Raw genomic sequence first — 25,804 nt, forward strand, 5'->3', positions numbered from 1 at the left:
TAGCTTCACCGAAACCGCACGACAATCCGGCACAAACAACCTTGTCGGCCGTCACAAGAGGGAGCAAGGATGAGCACCCCGCCGCCCTTCGGCGCCTACCAGTCGGAGATCTACCTGCAGGGCTTGGCGGACGTGGTGCCGCCGTTCAGCACCGACGGCACCAGGTTGGACGACCTCGTGCGCGAGCGGCTCGAACCGGGGCCGTACGGGTACGTGGCCGGTGGGGCCGGTTCCGGGGACACGATGCGCAACAACCGGGAAGCGTTGCGGCGGTGGCAGATCGTGCCCCGGATGCTGACCGGCGCTACCGACCGCGATCTCCGGACGTCGGTGCTCGGCACCTCGATGCCGGCGCCGATCATGCTGGCGCCGGTCGGCGTGCAGTCGATCGTGCACCCGGAGGGCGAGCTCGCGACCGCGCGAGCGGCGGCGGAGCTGGGCCTGCCGATGGTGATGTCGACCGCCTCGTCGCACACGATCGAGGAGGTCGCCGCGGCCAACGGATCCGGCCCCCGGTGGTTCCAGCTGTACTGGCCGAACGAGAACGAGGTTGCGGTGTCCATCTTGGACCGGGCCAAGGCCGCCGGGTTCACGACGCTGGTGGTCACTTTGGACACTTGGACGCTGGCGTGGCGCCCGCACGACCTCGATCAGTCCTACCTGCCGTTCATCCGGGGCGTCGGGACGGCGATCCCGTTCTCGGACCCGGCGTTCTGCGCGCCGTTGGCCGCGTCGCCTGCGGAGGACCTGAACATGGCGGTGCTGCGGTGGGTCGGGATGTTCACCGGCACCGACCGGCGCTGGGACGACCTGCCGTTCCTGCGCGAGCACTGGGACGGGCCGATTGTGCTCAAGGGCATCCAGCACGTCGCCGATGCCCGGCGGGCGGCGGAGGCGGGGATGGACGGGATCGTCGTGTCCAATCACGGCGGGCGCCAGGTCGACGGGGCCATCGGGTCACTGGACGCGTTGCCCGGAATCGTTGCGGCGGTCGGGGATCGGCTCGCGGTGCTGTTCGACTCGGGCGTGCGGACCGGGGCCGATGTGCTGAAGGCTCTGGCTTTGGGCGCGCAGGCGGTTCTGGTCGGGCGGCCGTATGTGTACGGGCTTGCGCTGGGTGGGCAGGATGGCGTGAAGCACGTGCTGCGCAGCCTGCTGGCCGAGCTGGATCTGGCGATGGCGTTGTCGGGGCACAGCTCCTTGGATCAGCTGACGCCGGACTCGTTGACCCACCTCTGACGAGTGCCAGCAGCCCGCCGGACAGGTCTGCCACGGCGGCGCTCGGTCACAGTCGCACCGCCTCGACGATCCGCTGCGGGTCGCTGCCCGCCGGGCAGGTCGCTGCGTGGACGGATGGGTCTGCTGTCGCGCCGAGCAAGTCGCTGCGTGGACGGATGGGTCTGCTGTCGCGCCGGGCAGGTCGTTGCTTGGCCGAACAGGTCTGCTGTCGCCCTGAGTCTGTTGTCGCGCTGGGTCTGTTGCCTGGCCGGGCAGGTCGCTGGCTGGTCGGGCAGGTCTGCTCCGGTGGCCTTGGCCGTCGGTTCAGGCGGGCCGTTCGACGGTCGTTTCGATCGGGGCCTCCTGGATGGGGTTGGGTCGGCGTGGGCGGGTGCTCTTGCGGCGGTGCCGGTGCTGGCTGCGGCACTGCGTCTTTACAGCAGACGCGCCGTGCACCTAAATCCGGGCACAATCCGAGGCTCGGTCACCGGATCGGGCGACGTGCAACGTGGCTGGGGACGGACCCGGACAGGGCTCCTGCCAGCGAGTTTACCGGGATTGAGCGCGCGGCAAGCACCCACGCGAGATCTGTGGACAACTTCGCGAGAAGCTGTGGAAAACCCCATCGACGGGAGGCCGCCGGCGTCGGCAACCGGCGTTGGAAATGGATCGGCTCCGGACATCGCCGATGTCCGGAGCCGTCCACCTGTAGGTAAAGCGCTGGCTCACATGCCGTCGAGCCAGCCGTCGGTGGAGTCGCCGCCGCCGGCGTGGGTGTCGGCGTAGCCGCCGTCGCTGCCGTCGTCCCCGTAGCCGTCGGTGGCGGTGTCGTCGGTGCCGGTGCTGTCGGCGGTGGGGTCTGCCGGGTCCAGGCCGCCGAAGGGGCCGCCGTCGTCGGAGCCGTCCGAGCCATCAGCGCCGCCGGTGTGGTCCGCGCCGTCGTCGGTGCCCGGGTCCGTGTCGCCGCCAGTGCCGTCCGAGCCATCCGCGCCATCCGTGCCGGTGTCGGTCGGGGCGGGCTCGGTCTGCTCCGGCGCCGGCTCCGTCTGCTCGGGGGCGGGCTCCGTCGAACCGTCGGTCGGCGCGGGCGTCGCGGTGCCGCTGCCGTCGTCGACCGGCAGGTCGTGCTGGCCGGTGTCGGTGTCGGTCGACGACGTCGAGCTGCTCGAGCTCGCCGAGTCGTCGCTCGCCTTGTCGGCGTCGTGGTCGCCGCCCTGGCCGTGGGCGTTCCACACGCCGTCACCGCTCGGGTCGTTGTACGCGTCCTCGGCGGTGCCGTCGTCGTTCTCGTCCAGCAGCGCCGTGTCGGCGACACCGTCGCCGTCGGAGTCCCACATCACGTCGTCGACCCGGCCGTCGCCATCGAAGTCGAGCGCGACACCATCCATGGTGCCGTCGCCGTCGACGTCCACGTTGGCCTGCGAGGTGTGCACATTCGGGTCGCCCTCGCCGGTGCCGAACGAGTACTCGATGTCTGCCACGGTCGTTCCCCTTCGACTGGGTGGTCTCTTTGCATTCGCGTCACCCGGATAGACGCCGGATGGGTGACGACGGTTCCGCCAGGGTGACATCCCCGCGGGATCGGCCCGCACACGGCCCCTACGGTCATCACCGTGACACTGCGCGTCAGCACCCGCAACGCCCGCTTCCAACAGTGGCAGGCGCTGTTGGCCAACCGCACCAAACGCCAGCGCGCGGGCGAGTTCATCGTCCAGGGCGTGCGGCCCATCGACCTCGCCACCCGGCACGGCTGGCCGGTGCGCGAGCTCCTGCACCCGCCCGGCCGGCTGTCCACATGGGCCAGATCGGTGCTCGACGAGTCGGACGCGACGGCCTACGAGGTCGCGGAGGAGTTGTTGCGCGAACTCGGCGACAAGGCCGAAACCCCCGAACTGCTCGCCGTCGTCGCCCTGCCCGACGACGACCTGGACCGGGTGCCGGTGCCCGGCGACTTCCTCGGCGTGGTGTTCGACCGGCCGAGCTCGCCCGGCAACATCGGCACCTTGATCCGCTCAGCCGACGCGTTCGGCGCGCACGGTGTGGTCATCGCCGGTCACGCCGCCGACCCCTACGACCCGCAAGCCGTGCGGGCGAGCACCGGCTCGCTCTTCGCTGTGCCGGTGGTGCGGGCGCCCTCGGCGTCCACTGTGACCGGTTGGCTGCCCGGCCACGTCCAGGTCGTCGGCACCGACGAGCACGGCGACACCGACCTCGCCGGGTGCGACCTCACCGTGCCGACGCTGCTGGTGATCGGCAACGAGACCACAGGCATGAGCGCGGCCTGGCGCGAGGCGTGCGACCGGACCGTGCGGATCCCGATCGGCGGCTCGGCCAGTTCGCTGAACGCGGCGACGGCGGCCGGGATCACCCTGTACGAGGCGGCTCGCCAAAGGGCGCGTACCGGTCGATGAACTCGTCCATCGCCGTGGTGCACGCCTCGAGGTCGCCGCTCGCGAGGTAGTCCATCAGCAGCCCGCGGGTCACCGCGATGCCCAGCCGTGCGTGCACGGCGGCCTCGTCCGCCGGGATGCCGAGCTTGATCAGCATGTCGGTCATCGGCTGCTGCCAACCGCCGACGACGCCGCGCAGCATCGCCGCCGTGCCCGGGTCGCCGGCCACCGCGCGGCCGTACAGCTCGAAGTACAACGGCTCGAGCTGGGCCATCGCCGGCTCCGTGACCGCACGCCAGAACTTGCGCGGCAGTTCGGTCGGCGGCTCGTCCGGCCCCAACTCGTCCGCCAGCCGTGCGTACATGGCGCGGGTGCGGTCCTCGACCACGCGCACCACCTCCAGCAGCAGGCCGTCCTTCGACCCGAAGTGGTAGATCAGCATCCGGTGGCTGGTGCCGATCGCCGCCGCCAGGCCGCGCAGGGTGAGATCCCGCACACCGTGCTCGGCGACGTGCGCGATTGCCGCGTCCAGCAACCGCTGCTTCGACTCCGTCACGCCGGTCCCCTTGTCGCGTTGTGTACCGAGTGGTACATGTACCGCACGGTACATGAGGGAGGTTGCGATGAGTATGCATCGCATCGACGTGCGGGCGCGCAGTGCGGCGGCGCCGGAGGTCGTGTTCGCGCTGATCGCCGACGGCTCGACGTGGCCGGTGTGGGGTGCATGGGACTCGTTCGAGATCGAGAAGAAGGGCGAGGACGGCGGCGGTGGTGTCGGCGCCATCCGCAAGTTCGTCCGCGGCCGCATGGTCACCCGCGAAGTGGTCGTCACGGTGAACGAACCCAAGCGGTTCACCTACGACCTGCTGTCCGGGCTGGCGGTGCGCGGCTACCGCGCGCACGTCGACCTGACCCCCGACGGCGACGGCACGGAGATCCACTGGCACTCGTCGTTCCGGTCCGGGGTGCCGGGCACCGGCTGGCTCTACCGTTGGCAGATGCGCAAGTTCATCCAGGACACGGCGAACCGCGTCGCCAAGTTCGCCGAGAAGCGGTGAGCCGCACCGCCGTCGTGGTCGGCGGCGGCATCGGCGGGCTCGCGGCCGCGGCCGGGCTGACCCGCAACGGCTGGCAGGTCACGGTGCTGGAGCGCGCGCCGCGGTTCGAGGCGATCGGCGCGGGCATCACCATCATGACGAACGCGTTGAAGGGCCTCGCCGCGTTCGGGCTCGAGGAGCAGGTGCGAGCCGGGTCGCAGGTCGACCGCGGCGGCGGTTTCCGCACGCCGAACGGCAAGTGGCTGACCCGCACCGACACGGCCAAGATGCGGGCGCTGGGCATCGAGATCGTCGCGCTGCACCGCGCCGAACTGCACCGGATCGTGCTCGAGGCGGTGCCGGCCGAGTGCCTGACCCCCGGTGCGACGGTGACCGGGGTGCACAACCGGCCGGACGGCGCGACCGTCGAGTACACAGTGGACGGTGAGGGGCGTTCGCTCGACGCCGACCTGGTGGTGGCCGCGGACGGCATCCACAGCACGGTCCGCACCCAGCTCTGGCCCGCCGGGTCGAAGCCGAAGTACTCGGGCACGACGGCGTGGCGCGCGGTGACCAAGGACCCGGTGCCCGACCAGCTGGCCCTGACCCAGACCTGGGGCGACGGCGTGGAGCTCGGCATCGTGCCGTTGACCGACGGCCGGGTGTACTGGTTCGTCGCTTCGGCAGCGCCGGAAGGCGAGCGCTTCCCGGACGAACTGCGGGTGGTGCGCGAACGCTACGGCGACTGGCACGCGCCGATTTCGCAGTTGTTCGACGCCACCGACCCCAACACCGTGATGCGCCACGACATCTACCACCTCAGCCCGCCGTTGAAGTCCTATGTGGACAAGCGGGTGGTGCTGCTCGGCGACGCGGCGCACGCCATGGTGCCCAACCTCGGGCAGGGCGCGTGCCAGGCGATCGAGGACGCCGTGACCCTCGCGGTGCTGGCTCGGGGCGACGACCTGGACGCGGCCTTGGCCCAGTACGACCGGCTGCGCGTCCCACGCAGTCAGAAGGTCGCCGCGACCTCGCTGCGCCTGGCCGATCTCGGCATGCACCGGGTGCGCGGCAAGCTGCTGGTGGGCTTGCGCAACCTGGTGATGCGGCTGGCCCCCGCGTCGAGCGAGGTCAAAATGATGCGGTGGCTGGCGGAGTGGACGCCACCGAGCGGCCCGCGCTGATCGCCAGCTGCAGCAACAGATCCAACCGGCGCTCGGTTTCGTCGTCGGCGGGTGAGTACGTCGTCATCCGCAGGCCGGAGCGCTGGCCGGTCCACATGTTCGTGTAGTCGAACCGGAGCAGCCCGGCCTGCGGGTGGCGGAAGGCCTTGGTGTGGTTGCGCGGCGGCTTCACCTCGTGCGCCTGCCAGAACCGGGCGAACTCCGGCGACTCGCATTTGAGCCGCTTGAGCAACGCCTTCCAGCTCGGTTCGGTGACGTGCTCGGCGAGCGACGCGCGGAACTGCGCCACCATCTGCGGCGCGGACTCCTCCCACGTCAGCGCGCGGTCGCGGAAGTCCTGGCTGGTGAACATGATCAGCAGCGAGTTGCGGTCCTCGAAGGGCAGGTCGCCCACCCCGCCCATCAGTTCGTCGTAGCTGCGGTTCCAGGCGAGGATGTCGTAGCGCGCGTTCTGCAGGGTTGCCGGGAACGGCTCCAGCTGACGCAGGATCGTCTGCATCCCGGCGGGCACCGCTGTGCACTCCGTCTGCGCGGGAGCGGGCACGCCCGCCAGCGTGAACAGGTGGGTGCGCTCGTAGGGGTCGAGCCGCAGGGTGCCGGCGATGGCGGCCAGGACCTGCTCCGAGGCGCGGATGTCGCGGCCCTGCTCGAGCCACGTGTACCAGGTGACGCCGACCCCGGCGAGGCTCGCGACCTCCTCGCGGCGCAGCCCGGGCGTGCGGCGGCGGCCGCTCTCGGGCAGGCCCACCTGCTCGGGCCCGAGCCGTTCGCGCCTGCTGCGCAGGAACGTGCCGAGCTCGCGTCGGCGCACTTCGTCCGGCAAGGCGTCCGGCAGGGTGGCGGTCGTCATGACACCAGGATGGCACGGTCTGGATCCTGTTACCAGGTAGTCACGGTACCTGGATAAACGACACCTGGTACCAGGCTCCGCGCAGGCGAAAGCTGGTCTTATGACCTTGACGACTGGGGATCTCACCACCACGCCGGTGCGCCACGAGCGCCCGGTGCTCTCCACCGCGGGGCTGGTCACCATCCTGCTCGGCGCGGCCCTGCCGATCGTCGACTTCTTCGTGGTCAACGTCGCGCTCCAGACCATCGACGCCGACCTCGGCGCCGGGCCGACCATGCTCGAGCTCGTCGTCGCGGGCTACGGCATCGCGTACGCGACCCTGCTGGTGCTCGGCGGGCGGCTCGGTGACCGGTATGGCCGGCGCCGGCTGTTCGGCATCGGGCTCACCGCGTTCACGCTGACGTCGCTGATCTGCGGCATCGCCCCGAACGCGGGCACCCTGGTGGCCGCGCGAGCCGCGCAAGGCGCCGCGTCCGCGTTGATGCTGCCGCAGGTGCTGTCGACGATCACCGCCACCACGTCGGGTGATCGCCGGGCCCGCGCGTTCGGCGCGTACGGCGCGGTCGGCGGCATGGGCACCGTGATCGGGCAGCTGCTCGGTGGCGTGCTGGTCGCCGCGAACGTCGCCGGCACGGGCTGGCGGCCGATCTTCCTGATCAACGTGCCGATCGGCATCGCCGGGTTGCTGCTGGCCAAGCGCACCATGCCCGACACCCGCGCCACCGACCCGGCCCGCCCGGACGCGGTGGGGACAGTGCTGCTCGGTGCGACGATGCTCGCGCTGCTGGTGCCGCTGATGACCGGCCGGACCCTGCACTGGCCACTGTGGACGATCGGGTTGCTGGTGGCTGTTCCGGTCCTTGCGGTGCTGTTCGTGCGCAACCAGCGCGCGCAGGAGCGTGCGGGGCGGTTGCCGTTGCTGCCGCCGTCGGTGGTCGGCTTGCGCAGCATGCGCACCGGCCTGATCGCCGCGGTGCCGTTCTTCGCCGGCTTCGGCGGGTTCATGTTCGTCTATGCGGTCGCCCTCCAGAGTGGGTTGCGGTTCGGTCCGGTCGCCGCCGGGCTCGCGATCACGCCGATGGCCGTGGCGTTCTTCACGATGTCGTTGGTCGCGCCCCGGCTGGTGCGCAGGTACGGCCGGCGGGTGATCCTCACCGGCATCGCCATCCAGGTCACCGGCCTGCTCGCCATGGCGGGCACGGCGGCGGTCGCCTGGCCGCACCTGGGCGTGGCGACGCTCGCGCCCGCGATGGTGGTGTTCGGCGCCGGGCAGGGCATGGTGATGACCACCTTGTTCCGGGTGATCCTGGCCGAGGTGCCCGCCGACCTGGCCGGGGTCGGCAGTGGCGCGCTGGCCACCACGCAGCAGACCGCGCTGGCGCTGGGCGTGGCGACCCTCGGCTCGCTGTTCGTGGCCCTCGCCGCCCCGGGTGCGCTCGGTGTGCGTGCCGCGTTCCTCGTCGCGCTCGGGGTGTACGCCCTGGCCGGCGCCGTGTTCGCGGTGCTCAGCAGGCACCTGCCTGATCCCCGGTGACCTGGTCGGACCGGTCGGGCCGAAGGTTCGGCTCGGCTGGTCCGGCGCACCGGGCTGGTCGACTCGAGCTTCACCCGATCGCCTCCGGCACGGCTGGCGTCAGGGGTGCGCCGGGCTCGAAGTCGTAGAGCCAGTTCGTCGCCTTCGGGTAGACGCGGGGGAAGACCAGGGGCATCACGACGTCACGCACCCGCGACGCCACGGGGCCGGCCAGTTTCGCGTCGCGGTTGCGGGCGGCCATCTTCGCCAGCTTGTCCAGACGGTCTCTGCGGAGACGGTCGTACTCGGCCAGGGCTTCGGCGACCGTGCCGTGCCGGCGCAGTTGCTGGGCCAGCACGACCGCGTCCTCGATCGCCATCGACGCGCCCTGGCCGGAACCGACCGGGTGGGCCGCGTCGCCGATGATCACGGTCCGGCGCCCGTCGTGCTGGCGGCGCACCGGATCGAGCACGTGGTGCGGTGTCCAGCCGTGTTTGTGCGTCGTTGCTCGCACGATGTCGGCCAGTCGGGGCTCGAGCAGGTCGGCGACCTCGTCGAGGGTGAGATCCGCCGCGTCACCGGGGATCTGGGCCGACCACCACACCTGACCGGTGGGCAGGGGGACGTGGATGAACGTCGCGTGCCTGCCGTAGGTCATGTGGAAGGTGCCGGGCTCCAGGTCCACATCGGACGTTCCGGCGACGCTGAACATCCCGCCATAGCGGGGTTTCGGAGCGCCCGGGTCGATTGCCGACCGGGTCGGCGACCAGATGCCGTCCGCACCGACGACCAGGTCGGGGTCCCCGCTGCCGTCCCAGGTCCGGCCGGTGTGGATGGCGACGCCCGCGTGTTCGCGTAACGCCGTCACCAGGTCGGCCCGCAACAACGTGATGCTGTGCCGGGCGCTGTCCGCCGGCCGGGCTCTCGGCACCCGGCCCAACGACTTTCCCCGGCCGGACCACATCTGCTGCCAGGGCACGGCGAACCCGGCCGCCCGTACCGCGGGCAGGCAGCCGAGCGCTTCGAGCCCGCGCAGGCCGTTGGTGGCCAGGCTCAGGAACGAACCCACTGGCCCCGCTGGATCGGGATACGACTCGTAGACCGTCGCGTCCCACCCGATCCGGGTGAGCGCCGCCGCGCACGCCGAACCCGCCACCCCGCCGCCGATGACCACCGCTCGCATGACTGAGCTCCAATCAACTGAACCTAGATTCACTGAATTGATATTCAGTGAAGTTACGTTCAGGATGGCCTCGTGTCAAGTAGCCGGAAGGTGAAGGCGGCCGAGACCGAGGCGGCGCTGAAGGAAGCGGCCCGCAGGCTCTTCGTCGAGCAGGGGTTCCTGAAGACCAAGATCACCGACATCACCAAGGCGGCCGGCCGGTCGACCGGCTCGTTCTATGAGCACTTCGCGAGTAAGGACGACCTGCTGGTGGTGCTGCTGCTCGACATGCACGGCCAGGCGCACGACTCGCTGGCCGGCGCCCACCCGCGCGAGCACGACCTCACCGACCGGGCCCAGCTGCGCACGCACGTGGCCGTGACCTGGCAGGTCATGAAGGACAACTTCCCGGTGATGGTGGCCATGCGGGACGCCGCCGCTGCGAAGGGCGCGGGTGCGGCCGAGTTGTGGGAGCAGCTGGTCGACGACACGTCCGTGCTCAAGGGCCACCTGGACTACGCGCGCGAGCAGGGGCGTGAGCTCCCGGGTGACTCGACGCTGCTCGCGGCGGCGATGGGCGGCCTGATCTCGACCCTCGCGTTCGCGCTCATGTCCACCGACGACCCGCCGTACTCCGACGACGAGGTCGTCGACACCATCACCGACCTGCTGCTGCGGGGCCTTCGCGGGGCAGGGTGATCGTGAAGCAGGCGCCGCCTTCCGGCGCCGGTCCGGCCGTGATGGTGCCGCCGAGCCGGGTGACCAGGCCGTGGACCAGGGCCAGCCCGATGCCGGTGCCACCGGGGCGGCTCGCGCGGTAGCGCTCGTGCAGGGCGCCGCGCTGGAACGCCACCGCGTAGTCCTGTTCGGACAGCCCGGGTCCGCCGTCGCGGACCTGCAGGACGGCGCCGGTCTGGGTCGGCGCGAGGGACAACACCAACGGCGCGCCCGAAGGGCTCACCCGCACGGCGTTCTCGGCCAGGCCGTCCACCACTTGGCGCAACCGCCGCGGATCCGTCGCGACCACGACCGGGAACTCCACTGTGGACAACTCGAAGCGCAGCCCGGCCGTCTCGGCACGGGCCTGCCACACCCGGGCCGAGTCCTCGACCAGCGCGGTCAGGTCCACGTTGGCGATGTCCAGGCGGAAGTCGTCCGCGCCGAGCCGGGCGAGGTCGAGCAGGTCGCTGACCAGCCGGTCCAGCCGGTTGGCCTCCTGCTCGATGGTCCGCCCGGTGGCGGGCACTTCGTCGCCGGTCACCACGCCGTCGGCCAGCGACTCGGCGAACCCGCGCACGGCGGTCAACGGCGTGCGCAGCTCGTGCGACACCGACAGCAGGAACTCGCGCTGCCGCGACTCGCTGTACTGTAACGCCGTGGCCAGCGTGTTCACCGCGGTGGCGACCTCGGCGACCTCGCGCGGGCCTTCCACGGGTGCGCGCAGGTCCCGTCGGCCGCGGCTCATCTCCCCGGCCACGCCCGCGGTTCGGCGCAGCGACCGGGACAACACCCGGGCCAGCAACAACCCCGCGACCGCGGCGATCCCCAGTCCGATCGCCAAGGAGAACAACACGTTGCGGAACAGCGTCCGCTCGGTCCCCTTCGCCGTCTCGACCTCGCGCACCAGCGCGACGCCGGTCTTCGTCCCCGTCCCGCGCAGCTCCACCAGCAGCGTGCGGCCGTTGACCTGCACCGCTTTGAACGCCGATTCGTCGCCGGTCACCGACGGGAGCCCGGCCTGGCGTGCCGCGCGCACCGCGTCCGTGCTCGCGCCGAGCAGTTCGCCGTTCCCGCGCAACAACACCGTGTCCACGCCTTGCCCGCGCAGCACCTCGGTCACCTTGCGCAGGCCCGTGCGCGACCCGGGCCCCGTGTCGGCGATCTGCCCGGCGACCACGTCGGCCTGGTCGGCCAGCGACTGCCGGGACACCTCACGGGCCGCGTTGTTCACCAGCCGGGCCGCGACGCCGGCGGCCACGAGCACCGCGATCGCCGCCACGCCAAGGCAAAGCGCCGTGATCCGCACGGCCAGCGACGCGCGCCTCATGCCGCGTCCGCCGAGTAGCCGACGCCGCGCACCGTCCGAATGGGACTGTGGGCGCCGAGCTTGGCCCGCAGCTGCGCCACGTGCACGTCCACGGTCCGCGTCCCGGCCGCCGCCGAGTAACCCCACACGGCGCTGAGCAGCTGCGCGCGCTCGAACACGCGGCCGGGCTGGCGCATCAGGTGGGCGAGGAGGTCGAACTCGGTCGAGGTGAGCGCGACCTCCTCATCCCCCGCCCACGCCCGGCGCTGGTCGAGGTCGACCCGAGTGCCGCCGACCGTCAACACGGTGCCGGACGCGGGGAGCGAGGCCCGGCGCAGCACCGACCGCAGCCGGGCGAGGAGTTCCCGTGGGCTGAAGGGTTTGGTGACGTAGTCGTCGGCCCCGATCTCCAGCCCGATGACCCGGTCGACCTCCTCGTCCCGCGCGGTCACGAACAGCACCGGCGTCCAGTCGTCCGCGGCCCGCATCGCGCGGCAGACCTCGATGCCGTCGGCGCCGGGCAGGCCGATGTCCAGCACGACGGCCACCGGTTTGGCCGCGCGCACGGCGGCGAGCGCGGCCGGGCCATCGGTGACGACCTGCGTGCCGAAGCCGTCCTTGCGCAGGTACAGGCAGATTAGGTCGGCGATGGCGCGGTCGTCCTCGACGACGAGCACGAGCCCCTTAGGTGCGGTCACGGGCGCAGATGCTGCCACTCAAGGCTGGTTCACGTCCGCCTCGATGCTCGCCAGCGTCGAGTCGATCTGGTCGAACTGCGAGGTGTCGGCCGGGCTGGTCGGTCCGGTCGCCTGGTCGGCCCGGCAGCCGCCGCACAGCACGAGTGCGAGTGCGGCGGCCGCGAGCAGGGCGGCGCGCCTCACTTGCTGCCGCCGCAGTACTTGGCCGAGAAGTCGGTGGCCCACTGGTTGATCTGGTTGAGCTTGTCCACCTGGCCCGCGCGCCGGCTCGCCCGCTCGGTGAGCAGCTGCGCGGTGGTGGTGCGCCCGGCGGCCTTCTCCTTCTGGGCGCGGGCCTGCAGCCACTTCGTCGAGCCGCGGGTGTTCTCGTCGCCGTTGATCCGGGCGACGAGCTTCTTGGTGCGCTCCTGCACCTTCGGCAGGCGCTTCGTGCAGAGGAACTGGGCTTGGTCGGCGGAGAGGGTGACGGTGATGGGCCCGGGCGTCGGTGCCGGGTCGGCGGACGCGATGGCGGGGGCGGCGACGGCGAGGCACGCGGCGAGGCAACCGGCCGCGGCGAACTTCCTGGTCAGTGACATGCCCTCACTGTGCCGGGGGTGTGTACGAGCTCCGTGGGGGCGATGTTCGGGTCACGTAAAGGTGGGCGCGAGCATCGCCACCGTGCCCAGGGCCATCACCACCTGGCACGCCCCGGTGCGGCGGGTCCCCGGCCGCGGCAACGCGACCCACGCGATCCGTCCCGCGTGGACCAGCAGGTACCCCGCGAGCAGCCAGCCGACGACCGGCACCGCGACCGACCCGATCGAGTGGTTGGAAGACCAGGCCGCGCCCATGTCCATGTGCTCGTTCCGGCTCGCGACCATCAGGTAGAACATCGCGGCCGCACCCAGCGCGTGGTGCAGCGTGCTGCCGTGCCAGTCGGGCACCGGCGTGCCGCGGGCGAGCAGCCACGCACCGGCGAACCACACGGCGAGCAGGAGGAAGACGGTCTCCCAGCCGGCGTGCGGCAGCGGCCCGCCGACCGGCGACACCATCACCGCCATGCCGACGCCCATCAGCACGTGGGCGAGGTCGACGGCGCGGGCGCAGCCGGGGTAGTCGCGCCCGGCGCGGACCAGCCGCACGACGCAGTACGCCGAAACCCCGAGGAACGGGCCGGTCAGCAGCCAGCGCAACCACTCCGGACCGCTCATCGACGAGCCTCCGATCGGACGGCTGTCACTGAACGTAGCCGACTCGATGCCCCGCGTGCCATCGGACAACCGGGCGACCACGTCCGGGGGCAACTCGCCGATTGTTCACCGGCTGTGACCTCAACTGGGCCGTTTCCCTGGCCGTAGGGGTGCCGCTCCACTAAGTTCTGCTCGACAGGCGGAAACGCCCAGGGGAGGCGGAGAGACTACCGATGGTGACGACCGCCGCGCCGGAGACCGGGGGTCGGCGGGTACGCAGCATCCCGGCCACGATGGTGCGCAACCTGACCGAGTCGGCGGCCACGTCGCCGGGCCGGCTGACCCTGATCATGGTCGGCTTGTTCCTGCTGACCGTGGTGACGTCGGTGGTCGGTGTGACCACCGTGCTCAGCCGCCAGAACACCATCGACGACCTGATCAACCACCAGGAACCGCTCTCCGCGGCCTCGCAGCAGATCTACCGGTCGCTGTCCGATGCGGACGCGACCGCGTCCTCGGCGTTCCTCGCCGGGGGCGTCGAGCCCGCCGACCTGCGCTCACGCTATGAAGCCGACATCGCGCAGGCCGGGGCCGCGCTCGCCAAGGCGGCCGGTGACGTGGGTGGCGTCGAGGGCGCCGCGCAGCAGGTCAACCAGCTCTCCCAGGCGCTGCCCGTCTACACCGGACTCGTCGAGACGGCCCGGGCCAACAACCGCCAGGGCTTCCCGACCGGCGGCGCCTACCTGCGCGAGGCGTCCACGCTGATGCGCAGCGAGCTGCTGCCCGCCGCGCAGGAGCTCTTCCGCATCGACATCGAGCGGCTGAACGAGGGCGAGGACGACGCGACCGCGATCCCGTGGTTCCTGACCGGGTTCACGGCACTGCTGTTGGCCGCGTTGATCGCCAGCCAGATCTACCTGACCAAGCGCACGAACCGGCTGCTCAACGTGGGGTTGCTGGTCGCCACGATCGCCGTCGGCGTCGGCGTGATCTGGGGCGCGCTGGCCATGGTGGTCGGCTCGGCGCACATCTCCAGCGCCAACCGGGACGGCTCGCAACAGGTCGACGTGCTGGTGCAGGCCCGGATCGTGGCGTTGCAGTGCCGCGCCAACGAGACGCTGACCCTGGTGGCGCGCGGCGACGGCCCGCAGTACGAGACCGACTACCAGAAGCTGATTCCTGGCCTGGTCGCGAAAGACGGCGGACCGGGCACGCTGCTGGCCAAGGCCAAGGACCTCGCCGCGGACAACGCGCAGACCTCGAGCAGCGTCAACGCCGCGATCGACAGCGCGTCGAAGTGGCACAACGCGCACCTGGAGATCCGCAAGACCGACGACGAGGGCGACTACCAAGCCGCGGTCAAGGCGGCCACCGGCACCGAGCCGACCAGCGCCGCGCAACTGTTCGCCAAGCTCGACAGCAGCCTCGACGACGCGATCATGAGCGGCCGCAAGGCGTTCGTCGAACGCGCCGACGAGGCGGGCAAGACCCTCACCGGGCTGGGGCCCGGGCTTGCCGTCCTCGGCCTGGTCGCCCTCGCCGGGGTGACAATGGGGATCAGACGGCGACTGCAGGAGTACCGGTGAGAAGGATGCGCAAGCTCTTCGGCGCGCTCGCGGCCGCACTGGCGCTGGCCGGCTGTTCGTCGAGCCTGCAGCCGGTCGACCCGGCGCCCGCGGGTGCGGTGCAGCAGCCGCAACCGGCCGGGGTGGGTGGCGGCGAGCCGTCGGACACGGCCTCGACCTCGAGCTGCGACCCGAACGCGATCAGCCTGCGCCCCAGCGGTTCGCTGCCCGCGCCCGGCCAGTTCCCGGCCGGGTCCCGGCTCAAGAAGATCCACGACCGCGGCTACCTGCGGGCCGGCATCGACCAGAACACCTACCTGTTCGGCTTCCGCAACCTCACCACCAACCAGATGGAGGGGTTCGACATCGACCGGGTCCGCGAGATCGCGAAGGCGATCTTCGGCGACCCGGACAAGGTGCAGTTCAAGGTGATCACGTCCAAGGAGCGCGAGGCCGCGCTGGCGGGCGACGAGGTCGACGTCGTGGCCCGCACCTACTCGGTCACCTGCGCACGCGCCAAGATCGTGGACTTCTCGGCGGTCTACTACACGGCCGGGCAGCGCGTGCTGGTCGACCGCCGGTCCAAGGCCACCAGCCTGGACGACCTGGCCGGCAAGAAGGTCTGCGCGGCCAGCGGCTCCACGTCGATCAAGAAGCTGACCGGCTACCCGTCCAAGCCGGTCCCGGTCTCGGTGCCCACCTACGCCGACTGCCTGATCATGTTGCAGCAAGGGCAGGTGGACGCCGTGTCCACGGACGACACGATCCTCGCGGGCATGGTCAAGCAGGACCCGAACCTGAAGATGGTGGGCAAGCAGATCACCGAGGAGCCCTACGGCATCGGCATCAAGAAGGGCGACGACAACTTCGTGCGGTTCGTCAACGGCGTGCTGCAGCAGTCGATCAGCTCGGGCGCCTGGCAGGCGAGCTACAACAAGTGGTTGCGTGGCACCGGTGAAGAGCAGCCGGTGCCGACGCTTCGGTACCGGGACTGACGAGGGGCGGTCATGGCATCACCTTCAGCATGTCCGAGACCGGGTTGTTCCGGCGAGCTCACCAAGGGCGTGTGCCCGAAGTGCGGGTACGTCGACACCGCGCAGGCCGCCGGCGACAGCCCGATCGACGCGGCGTTCGGCTCGGGCTGGTTCCGTGACCCGGAGGTGCTGAGCGGGTCGATGCCCTCACCGCCGCGCCCAGAAGGTGCGGAGGGCGGGCGGCACCGGTCGCCGGCCGAGTCCGAAGCGGCTTCGGTGGCGCGCGCGGCGCACACGCCGAGCCCGACCCCACGGCTGCGCCCGGCGGATCCCGGCGCCGCCGAGCAGCCGCCCCGGCCTGCGCCGGGCCAGCCGCCACGGCCCGGGCCGTGGCCACAAGGTCAAGCGCCACAAGGACAGGCGCCGCAAGGCCAGCCGTTCCCGCCGCAAGGTCGGCCGCCGCAGCCGTTCGGCCAAGGTCAAGCGCCGCAGGGCTCGCCCATGCCGAACCCCCAAGGCCAGCCCGCACCTGGGCAACCCGGGCAACCCGGGCAACCGCAAGGTCAGCCCGGCCAGCGCCCGTTCGGTCAGCCCGGCCAACCGCCGTTTGGTCAGCCGCTGCCGGGCGAGCCGCGACGGCAGCCCGTGTCGCAGGGTCAGCCATCGCAGGGCCAGCCCTTCCCCGGCCAAGGTCAGCAGCACGGCCAGCCGGTGCCGACTCCGCCTTCGGGCCAGTCGCTGCCGATGGGTCAGCCCTCCCAACCCTTCCCAGGCCAAGGCCAGCTGGGGCAGCCGTCGCAGGGGCAGCCCTTCCCGCCCTCGGCTCCGCCGCAAAGCCAAGGGCCGCAAGGGCAACCGGCTGGGCTGGCGCCGCACCCCGTCACCCCCGGGCAGTGGCAGGGCATGCAGGTCCCGCAGGTCACGCCCACACCCGCCGGCACGCCGGACGTCCTGCCCGAGGACGCGCCGCAGCCGACGAGCGTGCTCGGCACGGTCCCGCCCACCCAGAGCATCGAGCCACCCAAGCCGCAGCCACCCAAGCCGCAGCCGCGCCGGCCGGATCCGACACCGCCGACCGAGATGGTGCGCCCGGTGACCGCGCCCGGCAGCCAGCCGAGCACCGGTGGCGACCGGTTCCCGCACACGAGCTCACGCAGCACCGGTCCGCGCACCTCGTCGCGGACGAGCGCGCGTGGCCGCCTCGGCGCCGGTCTGGTCGACGTGCCGGTGGTGCCGGTGCGCGACCCGGCCTCCGCCGTGTTGTCGGATCCCGTTGTCGCGGAGGAGAAGCGCTACTGCAACAACTGCGGTGCCAAGGTCGGCCGCTCCGCCGGCGGGCGGCCCGGCGTCGCGCAGGGGCAGTGCGAGGCCTGCGGCACCCCGTTCAACTTCAAGCCGCGGCTCGGCCAGGGCGACCTGGTCGGCGGGCAGTACGAGGTGCTCGGCTGCCTCGCCTACGGCGGGCTCGGCTGGATCTACCTGGCGCGCGACCACAACGTGTCCGACCGCTGGGTGGTGCTCAAGGGCCTGATCGACACCACGGACGCGACGTCCATGGCCTCGGCGGTGGCCGAGCGGCAGTTCCTGGCCGAGGTCGAGCACCCGAACGTCATCAAGATCTACAACTTCGTGCAGCACCCGGACCCGGTGACCGGCACGTCGGTCGGCTACATCGTGATGGAGTACGTCGGCGGGCAGTCGCTGCGCGAGATCGCGCTCGAACACCACCGTGCGGTGGGCCGGGCCGAGCCGCTGCCGATCGGGCAGGTCATCGCGTACGGGCTGGAGATCCTGCCCGCCATCGGGTACCTGCACTCGATGGACGCGTTGTACTGCGACCTCAAGCCCGACAACGTGATCCAGACCGGCGAGCAGCTCAAGCTGATCGACCTCGGCGCGGTGCGGCGCACCGACGACTACACGAGCCCGCTCTTCTTCACCCTCGGCTACAGCGCGCCGGAGCTGGCCACCGAGGGCGCGTCGGTCGCGTCCGACATCTACACGGTCGGCCGCACCCTGGCCGTGCTGTCGATCGAGTTCAACGGTTACACGACCCGCTACAAGCACTCGCTGCCCGGCCCGGACGAGGCGCCGCTGTTCGCGCTCTTCGGTTCGTACTACCGGATCCTGAAGCGTGCGACCCACGAGAACCCCCGCAAGCGCTTCGCCTCGGCCGAGGAGATGGCCGAGCAGCTGACCGGCGTGCTGCGCGAGGTCATGGCGCTGGGCACCGGACGGCCGCGACCCGGTGTGTCCACTGTGTTCGGTCTGGAGCCGCGCACGTTCGGCACGGCGTTGTCGGTGGCGGACTCGGCGCCGCTGGTGGTGCCCAAGCCGCTCGAGGTGGCCGGCGCGTTGCCGTTGCCGCAGGTGGACACCGACGACCCGGCGGCCGGCGTGCTCGCCAGCATCACCGCGACCGAACCGGCGGAGCTGATGGACATCCTGTCCGGGGCACCGCAGGACTCGATCGAGGTGCGGCTGCGCATGGTGCGGGCGCACATCGAGCTGGGCGAGGTGAACCTGGCCGCCGCCGACCTGGCGGGTGCGCGCAGGCTCGCCGCCGGTGTCGAGGACTGGCGCCTGGACTGGTACGACGGGCTGATCGCGCTGGCCAAGGGCCAGCCCCTCGACGCGCACGCGTCGTTCGACCGGGTCTACGACGCGATGCCGGGCGAGATCGCGCCGAAGCTGGCCCTGGGGGTGACCGCGGAGTACGCGGGCGACTGGTTCGGCGCGGCCCGGTTCTACGAGCTGGTGTGGCGCACGGACCACGCGTACGTGAGCGCGGCGTTCGGCCTGGCGCGGGTGTACCTGCAGCAGGGTGCACGGGCCGGTGCGATCGAGGTGCTGGAGTCGGTGCCCGAGAGCTCGACCCACCACGTCGCCGCGCAGGTCGCCGCCATCAAGATCAAGACCCGGGCCCAGGAAACCCGTCAGGTCGAACAGGACCTGCACGACGCGGCCCGCAAGCTGGAACGCTTGACCCTGGATGCCGAGCGCCGGACCCGGCTGTCGATCCAGGTGCTGGAGTCGGCGTTCCACTGGGTGCGTGCGGGCGGCACCAATGGTCATGCCCCGCAAGGCAAGCAGCTGCTGGGCTGCGGGCTCTCGGAGCGGGAACTGCGGTTCGGCCTGGAGGACTGCTACCGGCGCCTGGCCCGGCTGGCGGGCTCGCCGAAGGAACGCCACGACCTGGTGGACAAGGCCAACGAGATCCGCCCCCGCACCTTGACCTGAACCCCGGCGAGCCCCTCCGCGCGAACTTCGAAACTTCGAACCGTGGGCGCGGGCCCGCCCTCCCTGGGGGCTCCCCCTTGGCCAGTCTATCGGGTTGACCAGGGGGAATGGGGGTGGTGGCGGGATCTGTGGACAACTGCCGGGGTGTGGAAAACTCGGCTCACGGGGCGGGCTTGAGGGTCACGACGGTGATGTCCGGGGGTGCGCCGATCCGCACGGGCGGGCCCCAGAAACCGGCGCCGCGCGTGACGTACAGCCACGTTTTGTCCACTTGGGACAGTCCGGCCAACGAAGGCTGACCGAGCCCGACGACGTAGTGGAACGGCCAAGCTTGACCGCCGTGCGTGTGCCCCGACAGCTGCAGGTCCACCCCGCGCTTGGCCGCCTCGTCGACCTGCACCGGTTGGTGCGCAAGCAAAACCGTCGGCACCGACGGGTCCCGGCCATCGAGCGCGCGGTCGAAGTCGGGCGCGTCGCCCATCGAGCGCCCGGTCAGGTCGTTCACCCCGGCCAGCGTGAAACCGCCGGCGCCACGGGTGATCGTCGTGCGCTCGTTGCGCAGCGGGTGCACGCCGAGCCGGTCCAGCTCGCCGATCCATTGCTGGTAGCCCGAGTAGTACTCGTGGTTCCCGGTCACGAAGAAGCTCCCGTTGCGGGAAACCAGGTCCTGCAACGGTTCCGCGGCCGGGCACAGCTCGTCGACCGTGCCGTCGGCCATGTCACCGACCACGGCCACCAGGTCCGGGGACGTCTCGTTGATCATCCGCACGAGCCGTTCGGTGTGCCCGCGTCCCAGCATCGGACCCAGGTGGATGTCGCTCACCACGGCGATCCGGAAGCCGGTCAGGTCCGGGTGCAGCGCGCGCAGCGGCACGTCCACCCGCCGCACGTCCGGTGGCCCCAGCGCCGTCACCATCCCGGTCCCGACGATCCCGGCCGAGGCGACGCCTGCGGTGACCGCGAGGCCTCGGGCAAGCAACAACCGGCGGCTCGGATCCGGCATGCCGGAAGGGCGCACCCACGGCCGGGCAGCAAGACGAGCCAGCTCCAGCACGATCAGGGCCAGCACCAGGTAGGCGGCCAACCCCAGCCACACGAACCCGGGCGCCTCGAACCACTCCCCGGCGACCGGCCCGACCACGCGGCCGAGCCCGATGGCCGCCACCACCAGCAGCGCGAGCAGCACGACCACGACCGTGCCGATCCGCCGCGCCCGGCCGGGCCCGGTCGTGTCCTTGACCAGGCGCTTCCACAGGTAGAGGTGCAGCGCCGCCACCAGCAGTCCGACGATGAGGACGAACACGTCAGGGGTTCACTTCGAGCATGCTCGGGTTCGCGGTGACGGCCGCGATGTCGGAAGCCCGGCCGTGCTTGGCGAAGTGCTCCAGCTTCACGGTCACGAACAGCCCGCGAGCCTTCACCGCGATCGGCCCCTCCGGCCCGTCCAGCCGCCCGTCGGCGCTGACGTACACCTTGCGCCCGGCGACGCCGTCGAGCGTGCTGCGGATGTGCAGCACCGAGTCCACCGGGACCGGGCGCAGGAAGTCCGTGTCCAGCTTGCCGGTGACCGCGGGCCGGCGCAGGAACGTGCCCGCGGTGGTGCCCAGCGCCTCGTCGAACGCACACACCAGCAGCCCGCCGTGGGCGAGGCCCGGCGCGCCCTGGTGTGCCTCGAGGACCTTGAACGTCGAATCCAGGTAGAGCCCGTCCCCGGCGACCATGCGCATGTGCAGGCCGTCGGGCTGCTCACCGCAGCCGAAGCACTTGGCGTAGTGCGGGCCGAGTTCGGTGCCCGGCGCCGGTGCCTCGGGGTGGCGAGGTGGCAGTTCGGTCTCCACGGGCGGCCAGGGCGCTGATCGGGTCACCAGCACACATTAGGCAACTTGGTTGTCCCGTTGAGCATCCGACCTGGCCCGGCCCGTGTCGGTCGCGTCACCCTGGTGCCGTGCCCGAAGCCACGGACGAACCAGCCGAGCCGGCCGAGCCGGCCGGTCAGCAGACGCTGGTCGACCTGCTCGGTCCCGCGCTCGACCGCAGCTCGGCCCTGGCCGACCAGCTGGCCCACCTGCTGATCGGCCCGCGTTAGACGGGGCTGGGCACGGCGGGCTTCGTGTGCCCCTTGATGTTGCGTAGCGACCGGCCCGCGGTCTCCGGCAGCAGGAAGATCGGCACGGCCGCGATGATCGCCGCACCCATCAGGTAGTACGCCGGGATCAGCTGGTTGCCGGTGCCCTCCACCAGGGCCGTCACGATGTACGGCGCGGTACCCGCGAACAGCGACGTCGACAGGTTGTAGCCGATGGCGAAAGCGCCGTAGCGGACCTCGGTCGGGAACATCGCCGGCAGCGTCGACGGGATCGTGGCGAGCATCAGCGTGAGCAGGAAACCGGTGATGGCAAGGCCGACGGTGAGCAGTCCGACGTTGCCCGTGCCCATCAGCTTGAACGCGGGGACCGGCAGGATGATGTAGCCGATGCACGCGGTGTAGAGCATGGGCTTGCGGCCGATCCGGTCCGACAGCGCGCCGATCGGCGTGATGATCACCATCATGCCGATGATCACGCCCATGATGATGAACAGCGGCGTGTTCCCGGTGAACCCGAGCGTGTCCGACAGGTAGCTCTCCATGTAGGTGAGCAGCACGTAGTCGGCGATGTTGAGCAGGATCACGTAGCCGATGAGGTGCAGGATCGCCTGCCAGTGCTCGGTGAGGACCTTCTTGAGCGGCGACTTCGCCTTCGCGTCCTTCTTCTCCAGCTCCTGGAACAGGGGCGTGTCCTCGAGCTTGAGCCGCAGGTAGAGCCCGACGAGGCCGAGCGGGCCCGCGATCAGGAACGGGATCCGCCAGCCCCACGACTGCATGGCCGCGTCGCCGAACGCGACCGTGCACAGCGTGACTGCCCCCGCGCCGAGGAAGAAGCCGGTCAGCGTGCCGAACTCGAGCCAGCTGCCGAGGAACCCGCGTTTCTTGTCCGGCGCGTACTCGGCGATGAACGTCGCCGCGCCGCCGTATTCGCCACCGGCGGAGAACCCCTGGACCAGCCGCGCCAGCACCACCAGCACCGGCGCGAGCCAGCCGACCGCCGAGTACGACGGGAACAGCCCGATGACGAACGTCGAGCCGGACATCAGGATGATCGTGGTGGCAAGGACTTTCTGCCGGCCGATCCGGTCGCCGAGCGGGCCGAAGATGAAGCCGCCGAACGGGCGCGCGACGAACGCGACCGCGAGGACGGCGAAAGTACCGAGAACGTTCTTGGTGGGGTCGTCCGCGTTGAAGAACACCGCACCGACGACGGCGGGCATGAACCCGAAGACGCCGAAGTCGTACCACTCGATGCAGTTGCCCATGGCCGAAGCGGCGACGGCTCTGCGCACCGCCCGCTGGTCCGGTTCCGGACTTGTTGTCTTCCCTGGCGTCCCCGACGTCGCCTGGTCAGTCATGATCCCACGGACCTCCCGGTCAGCTTGTTGCTGCTCAACAAACCGACCATAGACCCGTGGTCCGGTTCCAGCCCGACGTGGTCAGCGTTTGCCCAGGTCAGCGCGCCGCCATGGCCTCGGCGACCAGGCTGTGCGAGGTCAGCCGGTCGGCCGGGTCGGCGAGCATGCTGGTCACCATGAGCTCGTCGGCGCCGGTGCGTTCGACGAGTTCGGACAGTCGCTTCGCGACGGTCGCCTGGTCGCCGAGCGTGATGGTGGCCATGGCCTCGTCGATGATGGTCTGCTCGATCGAGTTGTGCTCGAGCTGCGCGGCCGTCTTGGGGCTGGCCAGCGGCTTCGGCTTGCCGCGGCGCAGGTTCAGCCGGGACAACGCGAGCGGGCCGGCGAGGTACCGGGCGTGCTCGGTGTCCCGCGCGCACACGACGCTCGTGCAGAGCATCGCGTGTGGACTGTCCAAAATGGAGGAAGAGCGGAACTCGTGGCGGTACAGGGCGATCGCGGCGGCCGCGTCCAGCGGGTTGATGTGGTGGGCGAACGCGAACGGCCAGCCCAGCCGCGCGGCCAGGCGCGCGCTGTAGCCGCTCGAGCCGAGCAGCCAGATCTCCGGGCGGTTCCCGGCCGCCGGCACCGCATTGACCAGGTTTTCCGGTTGGCCGTCGAAATAGCCGCACAGTTCGTCCAACTGCGCGGGGAAATCCTCGACCGAAAGCGGTCCGGCGCTGCGCCGCAACGCCCGCGCGGTGACCGGGTCGGTGCCGGGCGCGCGCCCGATCCCGAGGTCGACCCGGCCGGGGAACATCGCGGTCAGCATGCCGAACTGTTCGGCCACGACGAGCGGTGGGTGGTTGGGCAGCATGACGCCGCCGGAGCCGATGTGCATGGTCTCGGTGGCCGCGGCCAGCCGGGCGATCAGCACCGCGGGCGCCGAACTGGCGATGCCCGGCATGTTGTGGTGCTCGGCGACCCAGTACCTGCGGTGGCCCATCGCCTCGGCCTGTTTGGCCAGGTCAACGGATGCGGCAAGGGCGGTCGCGGCGTCCGTTTCCTCGCCGATCGGGACCAGGTCCAGCACCGACAACGGGATCCTGTTCGTCACCTGTCGAACTTTACCGCGCCCTGGTTTCGTCGAGCGTTGACCAGGTAGCGTCTTGTCCAGGTGAGCTGTGCACATGTCCAGGTGTGCACAAAGCCCACGCCAAGCTTTGTGTCGGGACTGCGGCCACGAAATGCTGTACGGGCCACAGGGGCGTCAAGGGGTTTGCGGAGGTGGGTGGGCCGTGCGTATCGACAGCAAGGCCGAGGCTGAGCGCGTGTGGCGCCAGCAACATCACGGGTCACACAAGCCGCAGTACGACAAGCCGACGATGGCCCACGCCGATCACACCGACAAGAACATCAGCGGTGTCGGCATGGACGGCATCGAGGTCACGCCGGAGGACCTGATCCAGGCGGACAAGGACCTCGCTGCCGCGCAGGCCGAACTCCTCGACCACATCGAGCGGGCGAAGCAGCTGCACGGCCCGCTCGGCGACGGCCACGGCCCGGTCGCCAAGAACATGGCCGCGACGTTCCTCGACCGCGCCGGCGCGCAGAGCGGTGGTGTGAAGGCCGCGCTCTGGAACTACCACAACGAGCTGGGCAACGTCCGCGCCGCGATCGCGCAGACGCTGTCCACCTACGAGTCCGTCGACTCCGGCGTCGCCGAGTACCTGTCGCGGCAGAGCAGCGAGGGGCAGGCGTAGTCATGGCGAACCACCACGGCAAGACCTACACCGCTGTGCACGGCGTCAGCAAGAGGCAACAGCGCGAGCAGGCCCACACTCACAGGCTGCAACAGCAGCAGTACAAGCACTTCGGCAAGGTCAACTGGGACTACTTCTCCCACCGGCAGATGTGGGACATGGTCCAGTCGGCCAAGCCGCAGCAGATGTACGACAAGGCCGACGACTGGTCGAACCTGGCCACGGCCATCGACAGCACCACGCGTGGCGTCCAGGGCACCATGCAGAAGCTGATGACCACCTGGCGCGGCTCGGCGGCGGTGAGCGCGAGCGAGTCCAACTCGCGGCTGACCCAATGGGGCGGCGAGGCGGGCAACACCGCGGTGGCGATCGGCACCGGCCTCAAGCACTACGCCGACGCGGTCACCCACGCCCAGGCCACCATGCCCGAGCCGGTCGACTACGTCGCCGAGCGCCGCCTCGCCGAGGGCTACGCGGTCAATGTGACCGACCCGGAGTTGCACAGCTACCTGCTCAAGCACCTCGCGGACGACCACATGGCCACCCAGGAGCAGGCCAAGACGGCGAAGGCCAAGGCCATCCAGGTGATGAGCGGCTACGAGGACCGCAGCTACGAGGTGCACGACAAGCTGCCCGAGTTCCAGCAGGCGCCGTCGATGGCGCCGAGGGGCGGCACGGCCACGGTTCCCGTGGCGTCGCCGCCGGGTGGCGGTTCGCAGACCCAGCCGCCGAACGTGGCGCCGCCCGGTTCCGGTGGCGGCACCACGGCGACGTCGCCGGGCGCGGGTGACGGCAGCGGCACCAACCCCGGTTACACGACGCCTTCGTTCGCGCAGCCGCCCAACGTCGGCGGCGGCACCGGCTACCCGGGTTCGGGTTACCCGGGCGGCGGCGGTTACCCGGGCGGGGTCGGCCCCGGCCTGCCCGGTGGTGGCGGCAGCGGCACGAACTACCCGGGTCAGGGCTTCGGCGGCGTCGGCGGAGCCGGTGGGCCCGGCGCCGCGGGCTTCGGTGGCCGTCCGGTCGGCATCGGCGGTGCCGGTGCGGCCGGTGAAGGTGCGGCGGGCGCTCGGTCCGGCGTGGGCGCGCTCGGTGGTGCGGCGGCGGCCGAGGAGGCGGCGGCCACGCGTGGCGCGGCCGGTGCCGCGGGTCGCGGTGGTGCGGGTGGCATGTACCCGCCCATGGGCGGCAGCGGGGCCAACCGCGAGGACGACGGCGAGCACCACAACAAGTACGACGACGGCCTCGACCTGTTCGACGACATCCCGCCGGCCTACCCCGCGGTGTTCGGCGAGTGATGACCGGCTACCACGCCGACGGTGAGGCGCTCACCACGGCGAGCCGGGAGCTGACGGCGGCCGCGGACGCGGTGCACACCGCGGCCGACGCGCTCGCCACCGAGGTCGGCGGCACCCTCGGCTCGGACCGGTTGACCGCGGCGGCGGCCGCGCTCACCCGGTCCACCGCGGCGGACCTGGCGACCGTGCGCGACCTCATGCGGGAGAGCAGCAGCCGGGTCACCGCCGCGCTCGCCGCGTACCAGGAGGCCGACGAGGCGGCCCGGGACCGTCTACGGTGATCCCCGCCGA

At 71.2% G+C, this 25,804-nt stretch carries 27 protein-coding genes; 13 read left to right on the top strand and 14 right to left on the bottom strand.

The genetic code is table 11. The features are described 5' to 3' along the window. The first annotated feature begins 69 nt into the window (after window positions 1-69). Window positions 70-1,239, top strand: coding sequence for a lactate 2-monooxygenase (locus tag EV186_RS07070; RefSeq protein WP_133848214.1), 1,170 nt, complete (start codon window positions 70-72; stop codon window positions 1,237-1,239). A gap of 704 nt (window positions 1,240-1,943) precedes the next feature. Here EV186_RS07070 and EV186_RS07075 read toward each other — a convergent pair. Beyond that, window positions 1,944-2,699, bottom strand: coding sequence for a hypothetical protein (locus tag EV186_RS07075; protein ID WP_133848215.1), 756 nt, complete (start codon window positions 2,697-2,699; stop codon window positions 1,944-1,946). A 132-nt stretch (window positions 2,700-2,831) separates the two neighbouring features. On the opposite strand from EV186_RS07075, the gene EV186_RS07080 reads away from it, so the two are divergent. Next, a complete protein-coding gene (locus tag EV186_RS07080; RefSeq protein WP_243753854.1) occupies window positions 2,832-3,629 on the top strand; it encodes a TrmH family RNA methyltransferase in 798 nt (265 codons plus the stop codon). On the opposite strand, the gene EV186_RS07085 is transcribed toward EV186_RS07080, so the two are convergent. Beyond that, entirely contained in the window at window positions 3,583-4,164 is a 582-nt protein-coding gene (locus EV186_RS07085; protein ID WP_243753855.1) for a TetR/AcrR family transcriptional regulator, read from the bottom strand. The genes EV186_RS07080 and EV186_RS07085 overlap by 47 nt on opposite strands. Before the next feature lie 67 nt (window positions 4,165-4,231). Between EV186_RS07085 and EV186_RS07090 the strand changes: the two genes are divergently transcribed. Together EV186_RS07090 and EV186_RS07095 are read left to right on the top strand one after the other, a co-directional pair. After that, on the top strand, window positions 4,232-4,666 hold the full coding sequence (locus tag EV186_RS07090; RefSeq protein ID WP_208115493.1) for an SRPBCC family protein: 435 nt from the start codon (window positions 4,232-4,234) through the stop codon (window positions 4,664-4,666). Next, the gene (locus EV186_RS07095) at window positions 4,663-5,829 is read left to right on the top strand and encodes an FAD-dependent monooxygenase (RefSeq protein ID WP_133848218.1); all 1,167 of its coding nucleotides are present in this window, start codon (window positions 4,663-4,665) and stop codon (window positions 5,827-5,829) included. The genes EV186_RS07090 and EV186_RS07095 overlap by 4 nt, the downstream gene beginning before the upstream one ends. Here the strand turns inward: EV186_RS07095 and EV186_RS07100 are convergent. Continuing rightward, window positions 5,777-6,679 carry a helix-turn-helix transcriptional regulator gene (locus EV186_RS07100; RefSeq protein ID WP_133848219.1) on the bottom strand — a complete coding sequence of 301 codons (903 nt, stop codon included), beginning with the start codon at window positions 6,677-6,679 and terminating at the stop codon, window positions 5,777-5,779. The genes EV186_RS07095 and EV186_RS07100 overlap by 53 nt on opposite strands. A 106-nt stretch (window positions 6,680-6,785) precedes the next feature. Here EV186_RS07100 and EV186_RS07105 point away from each other — a divergent pair, with 106 nt between their 5' ends. Next, window positions 6,786-8,213 (top strand): MFS transporter, encoded by a 1,428-nt coding sequence (locus EV186_RS07105; protein WP_424982388.1) that lies wholly within the window; start codon window positions 6,786-6,788, stop codon window positions 8,211-8,213. A 70-nt stretch (window positions 8,214-8,283) separates the two neighbouring features. Here EV186_RS07105 and EV186_RS07110 read toward each other — a convergent pair whose 3' ends face one another. Further along, window positions 8,284-9,375 (bottom strand): FAD-dependent monooxygenase, encoded by a 1,092-nt coding sequence (locus tag EV186_RS07110; protein WP_133848221.1) that lies wholly within the window; start codon window positions 9,373-9,375, stop codon window positions 8,284-8,286. A 72-nt stretch (window positions 9,376-9,447) separates the two neighbouring features. Here EV186_RS07110 and EV186_RS07115 point away from each other — a divergent pair, with 72 nt between their 5' ends. Beyond that, on the top strand, window positions 9,448-10,053 hold the full coding sequence (locus EV186_RS07115) for a TetR/AcrR family transcriptional regulator (RefSeq protein ID WP_133848222.1): 606 nt from the start codon (window positions 9,448-9,450) through the stop codon (window positions 10,051-10,053). Here EV186_RS07115 and EV186_RS07120 read toward each other — a convergent pair. From EV186_RS07120 to EV186_RS07135, 5 genes are read right to left on the bottom strand one after another with little or no spacing between them, the layout of a single operon-like run. Beyond that, a complete protein-coding gene (locus EV186_RS07120) occupies window positions 10,013-11,401 on the bottom strand; it encodes a sensor histidine kinase (RefSeq protein ID WP_133848223.1) in 1,389 nt (462 codons plus the stop codon). The two genes, EV186_RS07115 and EV186_RS07120, sit on opposite strands and share 41 nt — an antisense overlap. Next, window positions 11,398-12,078, bottom strand: a complete 681-nt coding sequence (locus EV186_RS07125) for a response regulator transcription factor (RefSeq protein WP_133848224.1) — start codon at window positions 12,076-12,078, stop codon at window positions 11,398-11,400. The genes EV186_RS07120 and EV186_RS07125 overlap by 4 nt, the downstream gene beginning before the upstream one ends. 18 nt (window positions 12,079-12,096) lie before the next feature. Continuing rightward, window positions 12,097-12,261: a hypothetical protein gene (locus EV186_RS38775; RefSeq protein ID WP_166659046.1), complete on the bottom strand. Its 165-nt coding sequence runs from the start codon at window positions 12,259-12,261 to the stop codon at window positions 12,097-12,099. Next, window positions 12,258-12,656, bottom strand: coding sequence for a hypothetical protein (locus EV186_RS07130; RefSeq protein WP_133848225.1), 399 nt, complete (start codon window positions 12,654-12,656; stop codon window positions 12,258-12,260). Before EV186_RS07130 ends, EV186_RS38775 begins: the two co-directional genes overlap by 4 nt. Window positions 12,657-12,707: 51 nt before the next feature. Next, window positions 12,708-13,271, bottom strand: coding sequence for a DUF5134 domain-containing protein (locus EV186_RS07135; protein WP_133848226.1), 564 nt, complete (start codon window positions 13,269-13,271; stop codon window positions 12,708-12,710). 212 nt (window positions 13,272-13,483) lie between these two features. Between EV186_RS07135 and EV186_RS07140 the strand changes: the two genes are divergently transcribed. Both EV186_RS07140 and EV186_RS07145 read left to right on the top strand, forming a co-directional pair. Further along, window positions 13,484-14,836 (top strand): hypothetical protein, encoded by a 1,353-nt coding sequence (locus EV186_RS07140; RefSeq protein WP_243753856.1) that lies wholly within the window; start codon window positions 13,484-13,486, stop codon window positions 14,834-14,836. 5 nt (window positions 14,837-14,841) lie between these two features. After that, window positions 14,842-15,810 (top strand): glutamate ABC transporter substrate-binding protein, encoded by a 969-nt coding sequence (locus EV186_RS07145; protein ID WP_133848832.1) that lies wholly within the window; start codon window positions 14,842-14,844, stop codon window positions 15,808-15,810. Between the two features lie 186 nt (window positions 15,811-15,996). Here EV186_RS07145 and EV186_RS07150 read toward each other — a convergent pair whose 3' ends face one another. Further along, window positions 15,997-16,491 carry a hypothetical protein gene (locus EV186_RS07150; protein ID WP_133848227.1) on the bottom strand — a complete coding sequence of 165 codons (495 nt, stop codon included), beginning with the start codon at window positions 16,489-16,491 and terminating at the stop codon, window positions 15,997-15,999. Between the two features lie 201 nt (window positions 16,492-16,692). Between EV186_RS07150 and EV186_RS07155 the strand changes: the two genes are divergently transcribed. Further along, window positions 16,693-19,029, top strand: coding sequence for a serine/threonine-protein kinase (locus EV186_RS07155; protein WP_243753857.1), 2,337 nt, complete (start codon window positions 16,693-16,695; stop codon window positions 19,027-19,029). Between the two features lie 160 nt (window positions 19,030-19,189). Here the strand turns inward: EV186_RS07155 and EV186_RS07160 are convergent, their stop codons facing one another. Both EV186_RS07160 and EV186_RS07165 read right to left on the bottom strand, forming a co-directional pair. After that, complete coding sequence (locus EV186_RS07160) at window positions 19,190-20,332, bottom strand: metallophosphoesterase (RefSeq protein ID WP_133848229.1); 1,143 nt, start codon at window positions 20,330-20,332, stop codon at window positions 19,190-19,192. 1 nt (window position 20,333) lies between these two features. Beyond that, window positions 20,334-20,894 (bottom strand): PaaI family thioesterase, encoded by a 561-nt coding sequence (locus EV186_RS07165; protein WP_424982162.1) that lies wholly within the window; start codon window positions 20,892-20,894, stop codon window positions 20,334-20,336. Between the two features lie 80 nt (window positions 20,895-20,974). On the opposite strand from EV186_RS07165, the gene EV186_RS38780 reads away from it, so the two are divergent. Next, the gene (locus EV186_RS38780) at window positions 20,975-21,115 is read left to right on the top strand and encodes a hypothetical protein (protein ID WP_166659047.1); all 141 of its coding nucleotides are present in this window, start codon (window positions 20,975-20,977) and stop codon (window positions 21,113-21,115) included. Here EV186_RS38780 and EV186_RS07170 read toward each other — a convergent pair. Continuing rightward, complete coding sequence (locus tag EV186_RS07170) at window positions 21,112-22,473, bottom strand: MFS transporter (RefSeq protein WP_133848230.1); 1,362 nt, start codon at window positions 22,471-22,473, stop codon at window positions 21,112-21,114. The two genes, EV186_RS38780 and EV186_RS07170, sit on opposite strands and share 4 nt — an antisense overlap. A 97-nt stretch (window positions 22,474-22,570) precedes the next feature. Then, the gene (locus tag EV186_RS07175) at window positions 22,571-23,569 is read right to left on the bottom strand and encodes an LLM class flavin-dependent oxidoreductase (protein ID WP_243753858.1); all 999 of its coding nucleotides are present in this window, start codon (window positions 23,567-23,569) and stop codon (window positions 22,571-22,573) included. Between the two features lie 181 nt (window positions 23,570-23,750). Here EV186_RS07175 and EV186_RS07180 point away from each other — a divergent pair, with 181 nt between their 5' ends. Genes EV186_RS07180 through EV186_RS07190 form a run of 3 tightly spaced genes read left to right on the top strand, consistent with a single transcriptional unit; the run spans window position 23,751 to window position 25,794 of the window. Continuing rightward, window positions 23,751-24,215 carry a hypothetical protein gene (locus EV186_RS07180; RefSeq protein ID WP_133848232.1) on the top strand — a complete coding sequence of 155 codons (465 nt, stop codon included), beginning with the start codon at window positions 23,751-23,753 and terminating at the stop codon, window positions 24,213-24,215. Between the two features lie 2 nt (window positions 24,216-24,217). After that, window positions 24,218-25,513 carry a WXG100 family type VII secretion target gene (locus tag EV186_RS07185; RefSeq protein WP_133848233.1) on the top strand — a complete coding sequence of 432 codons (1,296 nt, stop codon included), beginning with the start codon at window positions 24,218-24,220 and terminating at the stop codon, window positions 25,511-25,513. Next, the gene (locus EV186_RS07190) at window positions 25,513-25,794 is read left to right on the top strand and encodes a hypothetical protein (RefSeq protein ID WP_133848234.1); all 282 of its coding nucleotides are present in this window, start codon (window positions 25,513-25,515) and stop codon (window positions 25,792-25,794) included. The genes EV186_RS07185 and EV186_RS07190 overlap by 1 nt, the downstream gene beginning before the upstream one ends. Window positions 25,795-25,804 lie beyond the last annotated feature (10 nt).

It is taken from the genome of Labedaea rhizosphaerae, assembly GCF_004362825.1.
Lineage (GTDB): Bacteria > Actinomycetota > Actinomycetes > Mycobacteriales > Pseudonocardiaceae > Labedaea > Labedaea rhizosphaerae.